Genomic DNA, 7969 nt, shown 5'->3' on the forward strand with positions numbered 1-7969 from the left:
GGTGGTTCCGGCGGTTGTAGCTCGAAGCCTGACGACAACGGAATGAGCACTTCATTCGGGTGCTCGCTGCTCGCGGATTTGACGTGCACCGATTCGATGAGCGTGGGATTTATGCAGCTTTAACTCGGGCCCAGGCTGAGCCATCATCATGGCCTTGTCCTCGCCGAGTTCGGGTGCAATTCCCTCGATGCCAAAGACACCCGTCGCATACAAGGCTAGGTTGTGGCGTTTATTTATTGCTCCTACGCCGTGGAGAGATAGAGCCCCGGACGTTTGACCGGGTTGCTAGGCGGTAGCGCCGCGGCGGACCAGCGAGAGCACCACCGCGGCGGTGGCGAACAGCCCGGAGAACACCCGGCCGAGCACGGTCTGCTGACGCGGCGTCCGCAACCAGGTGAGCAGGCGGGCCGCCAGCCCGGTGTAGAGACTCATCACGACCACGTCGACGGCGACCATCGTCGCGCCGATCGCCAGGTATTGCGGCAGCAACGGCGCCGTCGGCACCACGAACTGCGGCAGCACTGCGACCAGGAACACCAAGCCCTTCGGGTTGGTCGTGTTGACCAGGAATCCGCGCATCACCAGGGCCAGCCGGCCCCGCTCGCCCGTACCGCCCATCCGGTCGCGTAGATCCTGCGAGGCGCTACGCCATTGCTGGATCGCCAGCCAGATCAGATATGCCACGCCGATCCACTTGACGATGTGGAAGGCCAGCATCGACTTCGCGACCACGGCTCCCAGACCGACGGCCACCAACACCAGCTGCGCAAGCAGCCCGAGCTGCAGTCCGAGCACGCTCCATGAACCGCGGCGCACGCCATGGGTCAGGCCGGTCGCCATCGATTGGATCGCCCCGGCTCCGGGAGACAGACTGATGATGATCGACGCGCCGAGAAACGCGAGCCAGATCTGCCAGGTCATATGTGCAGTCTGGTGATCGTGTCACACGATATCGGCGACGAACACACCCATCCGGCGGGCCGCATTCCGGGGAATCCGGGGGAGGGTCGGATCGTCGGTGCCCGCCGGCAGGACGCGCGGGTTGGTGATCTTGATGTCATCGCGGAACAGGTGCACGTCGGCTCCTCCCGCCGCGAGGACGTTCTTCACCCAGTTGGTCTTGCCGTGCAGGAGAGTCACCGCGAACACATTGCCCTTGCGGTAGCTGGTGACGATCGTCTCGTACGGCGTGCCCGAGGTACGGCCCCGATGCTTGATCACGGTGAAGCCGGGCAGGCGCTTGGACAGCGGCTTGACCAGCGGGTTCATCAACTTGATCTGCAGACGTTCCAACCATGGCGGCACCAGCATGGGCACGCCGGGAGCGTGGTTCGGGTGATCTTTCGCGGAAATGTCGGACTCCGATCGCCGGGATGTGACCACCCTACGACGGGCGGCGCCATGCGGGCGCGGCGTCGGATTTTTATCAACTGGACTGATCAGGGACAATTGAACCGATGGCCGAGTTTCAGATGTCCCGTATCGACCTGCGCAACCGCGTCCTGAACGCCGCGCAGTTGCGCGCTGCGCTGCCCCGCGGCGGGGTCGACGTGGATGCCGTGGTGCCCAAGGTCCGTCCGATCGTGGAGGCCGTCGCCGAGCGCGGCGCCGCGGCCGCCCTGGATTACGGCCATTCCTTCGACGGCATCCGCCCGGACGCGGTCCGGGTGCCCGCGGCCCGGCTGGCTGCCGCTCTGGCCGACCTCGCCCCCGACGTCCGCGCCGCCCTGCAGGTCGCGATCGACCGGGCTCGCGCGGTGCACGCCGATCAGCGCCGTACCGACACCACCACGACGCTGGCGCCCGGGGCCACCGTCACCGAGCGTTGGGTGCCGGTCGAGCGGGTCGGGCTGTACGTGCCCGGCGGCAACGCCGTCTACCCGTCGAGCGTCGTGATGAACGTGGTGCCGGCCCAGACCGCCGGTGTTGACTCGCTGGTGATCGCCAGCCCGCCGCAGGCTGAGTTTGACGGCCTGCCCCACCCGACCATCCTGGCCGCCGCGGCGTTGCTCGGCGTCGACGAGGTGTGGGCCGTCGGTGGTGCGCAGGCGGTGGCGCTGCTGGCCTATGGCGGCACCGACACCGATGGGGCCGAGCTCGCCCCGGTCGACATGATCACCGGCCCCGGCAACATCTACGTCACTGCCGCCAAGCGGATCTGCCGTTCGCAGGTCGGTATCGACGCCGAGGCCGGCCCGACCGAGATCGCGATCCTGGCCGATAACACCGCCGATCCGGTACACGTCGCGGCCGATTTGATCAGCCAAGCCGAACACGACGAGATGGCGGCCAGCGTGCTGGTGACCGACAGCGAGGCGTTGGCGGCGGCCACCGATCGTGAGCTGACCCGCCAGTTGGAGACCACGGTGCACGTCGACCGGGTCCGGGCCGCACTCTCGGGCAAGCAGTCCGCGATCGTGCTCGTCGATGACATCGATGCCGGGGTTCGGGTGGTGAACGCCTATGCCGCCGAACACCTGGAGATCCAGACCGAGGACGCCCCCGCCGTCGCGGCGCGCATCCGTTCGGCAGGTGCGATTTTCGTGGGGGCCTTTTCGCCCGTCAGCTTGGGTGACTACTGCGCCGGGTCCAACCATGTGCTGCCTACGGCGGGCTGTGCCCGGCATTCCAGCGGGCTGTCCGTGCAGACGTTCCTGCGTGGCATCCACGTCGTCGAGTACGACGAGGCCGCGCTCAAAGATGTGTCCGGACACGTGATCACGCTGTCGAAGGCCGAGAATCTGCCGGCGCACGGCGAGGCGGTCCGACGGAGGTTTGAAAGGTGAGCGCACAGGACGTGACGCTGGCCGACCTGCCGCTGCGGGAGAACCTGCGGGGTAAGTCACCGTACGGCGCACCGCAATTGGTGGTGCCGGTGCGGCTGAACACCAACGAGAACCCACACCCGCCGACCCAGGCCCTGATCGACGACGTCGCGGCCTCGGTTCGCGAGGCCGCTGCCGAGCTGCACCGCTATCCCGACCGGGACGCGGTCGCGTTGCGCACCGATCTGGCCGCTTATCTCACCGCGGCCACCGGGGTGCCGCTGACCGTCGACAACCTGTGGGCGGCAAACGGTTCCAATGAAATCCTGCAGCAGCTGTTGCAGGCGTTCGGCGGCCCGGGCCGCACCGCGATCGGGTTCGTGCCCTCGTATTCGATGCATCCGATCATCGCCGACGGCACCCAGACCGAATGGCTGCAGGCCGCCCGGGCAGACGATTTCGGGCTCGACGTGGATGTCGCCGTGGCGGCCATCCGGGAACGCACCCCCGATGTGGTGTTCGTGGCAAGCCCCAACAACCCGTCGGGCCAGAGCATTCCGCTCGATGACCTGCGCCGGGTGCTGGACGCCATGACCGGCGGCATCCTGATCGTGGACGAGGCGTACGGCGAATTCTCGTCGCAGCCGAGCGCGGTCGCGCTGCTCGACGACTACCCGACCAAACTCATCGTCAGCCGGACCATGAGCAAGGCGTTCGCCTTCGCCGGTGGTCGGTTGGGGTATCTGGCCGCCGCGCCCGCGGTGATCGATGCGCTGCTGCTGGTGCGCCTGCCCTATCACCTGTCGGTACTGACCCAGGCCGCCGCCCGCGCCGCGCTGCGCCATGCCGACGACACGCTGGGCAGCGTCGCCACCCTGGCCGCCGAACGTGACCGGGTGAGCGCCGAATTGGGCCGCCTCGGCTACCGCGTGATCCCCAGCGACGCGAACTTCGTGTTGTTCGGTGAGTTCGCCGACGCACCGGCCAGCTGGCAGCGCTACCTGGACCGGGGCGTCCTGATCCGCGATGTCGGGATTCCCGGTTACCTGCGCACCACGATCGGTCTGGGCGAGGAAAACGACGCGTTCCTGGCCGCCAGCGCCGATCTGGCCGCGACCGAACTTCAGCCATCCGCCAACAGCCCGGTAGGAGCATCGTGAGCCGACGCGCGAAAGTTGAACGCAAGACCAGGGAATCCGACATCACCGTCGAGATCGACCTCGACGGCACCGGTGTGGTCGACATCGACACCGGGGTGCCGTTCTTCGACCACATGCTGACCTCGCTGGGCACCCACGCCAGCTTCGATCTCACCGTGCACGCCAAGGGTGACATCGAGATCGAGGGCCACCACACCGTCGAGGACACCGCGATCGTGCTGGGTCAGGCGCTCGGCCAGGCCCTCGGCGACAAGAAGGGCATCCGCCGCTTCGGTGACGCGTTCATCCCGATGGACGAGACGCTGGCGCACGCCGCCGTCGACGTGTCGGGCCGGCCCTATTTCGTGCACACCGGCGAACCGGAATTCATGGTGGAGTTCACGATTCAGGGTTCCAGCGCGCCGTACCACACCGTGATCAACCGGCATGTGTTCGAATCGCTGGCGTTCAACGCCCGCATCGCGCTGCACGTGCGCACGCTGTACGGTCGCGACCCGCACCACATCACCGAGGCGCAGTACAAGGCCGTGGCCCGGGCGCTGCGCCAGGCCGTCGAGTACGACGCCCGGGTGACCGGCGTTCCGTCGACCAAGGGCACTCTGTGACAACAAAAGTCGTCGTCCTGGACTACGGATCGGGCAATCTGCGCTCGGCGCAGCGCGCACTGGAACGCACGGGTGCCGAGGTCGAGGTGACCGCTGATCCCGGCGCTGCCGCGGCGGCCGACGGTCTCGTGGTTCCCGGTGTCGGCGCATTCGAGGCGTGCATGACCGGGCTGCGGGCCATCGGCGGCGAGAAGATCATCGCCGACCGCTTGCAGCACGGTCGTCCGGTGCTCGGCGTCTGCGTGGGCATGCAGATCCTGTTTTCCCGCGGCGTCGAGTTCGGCGTGGAATCCACCGGCTGTGGGCAGTGGCCCGGTTCGGTGACCCGGTTGGAGGCGCCCGTCATCCCGCACATGGGCTGGAATGTCGTCGACGCACCGGCCGGCAGCCGGCTGTTCAAGGGGCTCGACGCGGCCACCCGCTTCTATTTCGTGCACTCGTACGCCGCTCAGGAGTGGTCCGGTAACCCGGATGCACTGGTCACCTGGGCAACGCATCATGTGCCGTTCATCGCCGCCGTCGAAGACGGTGCGTTGTCGGCTACGCAATTTCATCCGGAGAAGAGCGGCGATGCCGGTGCCACGCTGCTCGCGAATTGGGTTGAGGGACTGTGAGTTTGATTCTTTTGCCGGCCGTCGATGTGGTCGAGGGCAAAGCGGTGCGCCTGGTGCAGGGCAAGGCCGGCAGCGAGACCGATTACGGCTCGGCGCTGGAGGCGGCGCAGACTTGGCAGCGGGACGGCGCCGAGTGGGTCCACCTGGTCGATCTGGACGCCGCCTTCGGTCGCGGTTCCAACCGCGAACTGCTGGCCGAGGTGGTCGGCAAGCTCGATGTGAAAGTCGAACTGTCCGGCGGTATTCGTGACGACGACTCGTTGAAGGCTGCCATGGACACCGGGTGCGCCCGGGTCAACATCGGCACCGCGGCGCTGGAGAGCCCGGAGTGGTGCCGCCGCGCCATCGACGAGTACGGCGACCGGGTGGCGGTCGGGCTGGATGTGCAGTTCGACGACGGTAGTTGGCGGTTGCGTGGCCGCGGTTGGGAAACCGACGGCGGCGATCTGTGGGAGGTGCTGGATCGCCTTGACCGCGAAGGGTGTTCGCGCTACGTCGTCACCGACGTCACCAAGGACGGCACCCTCACCGGCCCCAACCTGGATCTGCTGGCGACGGTCGCCGACCGCACCGACGCCCCGGTGATCGCCTCAGGCGGGGTGTCCAGCCTCGATGATCTGCGTGCGATTGCCACCCTGACCGGTCGTGGCGTCGAGGGCGCGATCGTGGGGAAGGCGCTGTACGCCCAGCGGTTCACTCTTCCCGAGGCCTTGGCCGCGGTCAGCGGATAAGCGCATGGGCGACCTGGACCCGTCAAAGCTGGCCGCACTGGTGGCCGCGGCCACCGAGATCCTCGACGCCGCATCGGTGCCGTTCATCGCCGGGCACCGGGCCGATTCCGCGGTCGCCAAGCAAGGCAACGATTTCGCCACCGAGGTCGATCTCGCGATCGAACGACAGGTGGTGCGGGCACTGACCGAGGCCACCGGAATCGGGGTCCACGGCGAGGAATTCGGCGGTGAGCCGATCGACTCACCGCTGGTGTGGGTGCTCGATCCGATCGACGGCACCTTCAATTACGCGGCCGGGTCACCGATGGCGGCCATCCTGCTGGGGCTGCTGGCCGACGGTGAGCCGGTGGCCGGGCTGACCTGGCTGCCGTTCACCGGGCAGCGGTATTCGGCGCTACTCGGGGGTCCGGTCTATGACAACGGGGTGGCACTGCCGACCCTGGGGTCGCCGACATTGACGGACTCGATCGTCGGCATCCAGACCTTCAACATCGCTTCGCGGGGCCGATTCCCGGGTCGGTATCGCGTTGAGGTGCTGTCCAACCTCAGCCGGATTTGTTCGCGGGTGCGGATGCACGGGGCCACCGGGGTCGATCTGGCCTACGTGGCGGCCGGGGTGTTGGGCGGGGCGATCAGTTTCGGGCACCACATCTGGGATCACGCCGCCGGGGTGGCGCTGGTGCGCGCGGCCGGGGGCATCGTGACCGACCTGGCCGGCGATCCGTGGACGGCCGAGTCGAAGTCGGCGCTGGCCGCCGCCCCCGGCGTACATGAACGCATGCTGGAAATCGTGAAATCCGCTGGCAATCCGGAGGACTACCTGTGAGCACCATCAGTGATGTCGCGACGAGGGTGATCCCGTGCCTCGACGTCGACGCCGGCCGGGTGGTCAAGGGCGTCAACTTCGAGAACCTGCGGGACGCAGGCGATCCCGTCGAACTCGCCGCGGCCTACGACGCCGAGGGCGCCGACGAGTTGACCTTCCTCGATGTGACCGCGTCCTCGTCGGGCCGGGCCACCATGCTCGAGGTGGTCAAGCGCACCGCCGAGCAGGTGTTCATCCCGCTGACCGTCGGTGGTGGTGTGCGTTCGGTCGAGGACGTCGACGTGCTGCTGCGCGCCGGCGCCGACAAGGTGTCGGTCAACACCGCCGCGATCGCCCGGCCCGAACTGCTGGCCGAGATGGCCCGCCAGTTCGGTTCGCAGTGCATCGTGCTGTCGGTCGATGCCCGCACGGTCCCGGCCGGTGATCAGCCCACCCCGTCGGGCTGGGAGGTGACCACCCACGGTGGCCGCCGCGGCACCGGGATCGACGCGATCGAATGGGCCGCGCGCGGCGCCGAACTCGGGGTCGGTGAGATCCTGCTCAACTCGATGGACCGCGACGGCACCAAGGAGGGCTTCGACCTGCCGATGCTGCGTGCGGTGCGCGCGGCCGTCGGCGTGCCGGTGATCGCCAGCGGCGGCGCCGGAGCGGTGGCTGATTTCGCGCCCGCCGTGCAGGCCGGGGCCGACGCGGTGCTGGCCGCCAGCGTGTTCCACTTCCGGGAGCTGACCATCGGCGAGGTGAAGGCGGCGATGGCGGCTGAAGGGATCACTGTCCGATGAGTCTCGATCCGGCCATCGCGGCGCGACTGAAACGCAACGAGGCCGGCCTTTTCACTGCCGTGGCACAGGAGCGGGGGACCGGCCAGGTGCTGATGGTCGCCTGGATGGACGACGACGCGCTGGCCCGCACCCTGGAAACCCGTGAGGCCACCTATTTTTCGCGGTCCCGCGGCGAACAGTGGGTCAAAGGCCTCACGTCGGGGCACACCCAGTACGTGCACTCGGTGCGGCTGGACTGCGACGGGGACACGGTGCTGCTGGAGGTCGATCAGATCGGCGCGGCCTGCCACACCGGCGCGCACACCTGCTTCGACGCGGACGTGCTGCTGTCCGACGGCTGACGGGGTGGTCAAGCCGAGTTTCAGTTGATGAAAACCCTTGCCGAGGCATCACCCCGGGTGGATAATCGAAAGTATGTACTGCTTATCTGCTTAAGTGGACCTATGCTGGTCAGCATGGGTGCTGCAGATGGCCGACCAGTCGGCG

Annotated in this window: 10 protein-coding genes; 8 read left to right on the forward strand and 2 right to left on the reverse strand. The window is 67.8% G+C overall.

All coding sequences use genetic code 11. The annotated features are described in order from the left end of the window. Window positions 1–285: 285 nt before the first annotated feature. Window positions 286–921 (reverse strand): homoserine/homoserine lactone efflux protein, encoded by a 636-nt coding sequence (rhtB, locus tag FR943_RS14260; protein WP_217158100.1) that lies wholly within the window; start codon window positions 919–921, stop codon window positions 286–288. A 21-nt stretch (window positions 922–942) separates the two neighbouring features. Then, window positions 943–1353, reverse strand: coding sequence for a nitroreductase family deazaflavin-dependent oxidoreductase (locus FR943_RS14265; protein ID WP_217158292.1), 411 nt, complete (start codon window positions 1351–1353; stop codon window positions 943–945). A gap of 104 nt (window positions 1354–1457) precedes the next feature. Here FR943_RS14265 and hisD point away from each other — a divergent pair, with 104 nt between their 5' ends. Genes hisD through hisI form a run of 8 tightly spaced genes read left to right on the forward strand, consistent with a single transcriptional unit; the run spans window position 1458 to window position 7824 of the window. After that, the gene (gene hisD, locus FR943_RS14270) at window positions 1458–2786 is read left to right on the forward strand and encodes a histidinol dehydrogenase (RefSeq protein ID WP_218045574.1); all 1329 of its coding nucleotides are present in this window, start codon (window positions 1458–1460) and stop codon (window positions 2784–2786) included. After that, the gene (locus FR943_RS14275) at window positions 2783–3925 is read left to right on the forward strand and encodes a histidinol-phosphate transaminase (protein WP_217158101.1); all 1143 of its coding nucleotides are present in this window, start codon (window positions 2783–2785) and stop codon (window positions 3923–3925) included. The genes hisD and FR943_RS14275 overlap by 4 nt, the downstream gene beginning before the upstream one ends. Further along, entirely contained in the window at window positions 3922–4530 is a 609-nt protein-coding gene (hisB, locus tag FR943_RS14280) for an imidazoleglycerol-phosphate dehydratase HisB (RefSeq protein ID WP_217158102.1), read from the forward strand. Before FR943_RS14275 ends, hisB begins: the two co-directional genes overlap by 4 nt. Then, entirely contained in the window at window positions 4527–5144 is a 618-nt protein-coding gene (gene hisH / locus FR943_RS14285) for an imidazole glycerol phosphate synthase subunit HisH (RefSeq protein WP_217158103.1), read from the forward strand. Before hisB ends, hisH begins: the two co-directional genes overlap by 4 nt. Beyond that, the gene (gene priA / locus FR943_RS14290; protein ID WP_217158104.1) at window positions 5141–5875 is read left to right on the forward strand and encodes a bifunctional 1-(5-phosphoribosyl)-5-((5-phosphoribosylamino)methylideneamino)imidazole-4-carboxamide isomerase/phosphoribosylanthranilate isomerase PriA; all 735 of its coding nucleotides are present in this window, start codon (window positions 5141–5143) and stop codon (window positions 5873–5875) included. Before hisH ends, priA begins: the two co-directional genes overlap by 4 nt. A 4-nt stretch (window positions 5876–5879) precedes the next feature. Beyond that, window positions 5880–6701, forward strand: a complete 822-nt coding sequence (locus FR943_RS14295; RefSeq protein ID WP_217158106.1) for an inositol monophosphatase family protein — start codon at window positions 5880–5882, stop codon at window positions 6699–6701. Next, window positions 6698–7483: an imidazole glycerol phosphate synthase subunit HisF gene (hisF, locus tag FR943_RS14300; RefSeq protein WP_217158108.1), complete on the forward strand. Its 786-nt coding sequence runs from the start codon at window positions 6698–6700 to the stop codon at window positions 7481–7483. Before FR943_RS14295 ends, hisF begins: the two co-directional genes overlap by 4 nt. Continuing rightward, complete coding sequence (hisI, locus tag FR943_RS14305) at window positions 7480–7824, forward strand: phosphoribosyl-AMP cyclohydrolase (RefSeq protein ID WP_217158110.1); 345 nt, start codon at window positions 7480–7482, stop codon at window positions 7822–7824. Before hisF ends, hisI begins: the two co-directional genes overlap by 4 nt. The last annotated feature ends 145 nt before the right edge of the window (window positions 7825–7969 follow it).

Origin of the sequence: [Mycobacterium] fortunisiensis (assembly GCF_019050325.1) — a bacterium.
Taxonomy (GTDB): domain Bacteria; phylum Actinomycetota; class Actinomycetes; order Mycobacteriales; family Mycobacteriaceae; genus Mycobacterium; species Mycobacterium fortunisiensis.

Coding starts and splice junctions, on each gene's coding strand:
- hisI (WP_217158110.1), top strand. CDS start 7,480: ATGAGTCTCGATCCGGCCATCGCGGCGCGACTGAAACGCAACGAGGCC.
- rhtB (WP_217158100.1), bottom strand. CDS start 921: ATGACCTGGCAGATCTGGCTCGCGTTTCTCGGCGCGTCGATCATCATC.
- FR943_RS14295 (WP_217158106.1), top strand. CDS start 5,880: ATGGGCGACCTGGACCCGTCAAAGCTGGCCGCACTGGTGGCCGCGGCC.
- hisD (WP_218045574.1), top strand. CDS start 1,458: ATGGCCGAGTTTCAGATGTCCCGTATCGACCTGCGCAACCGCGTCCTG.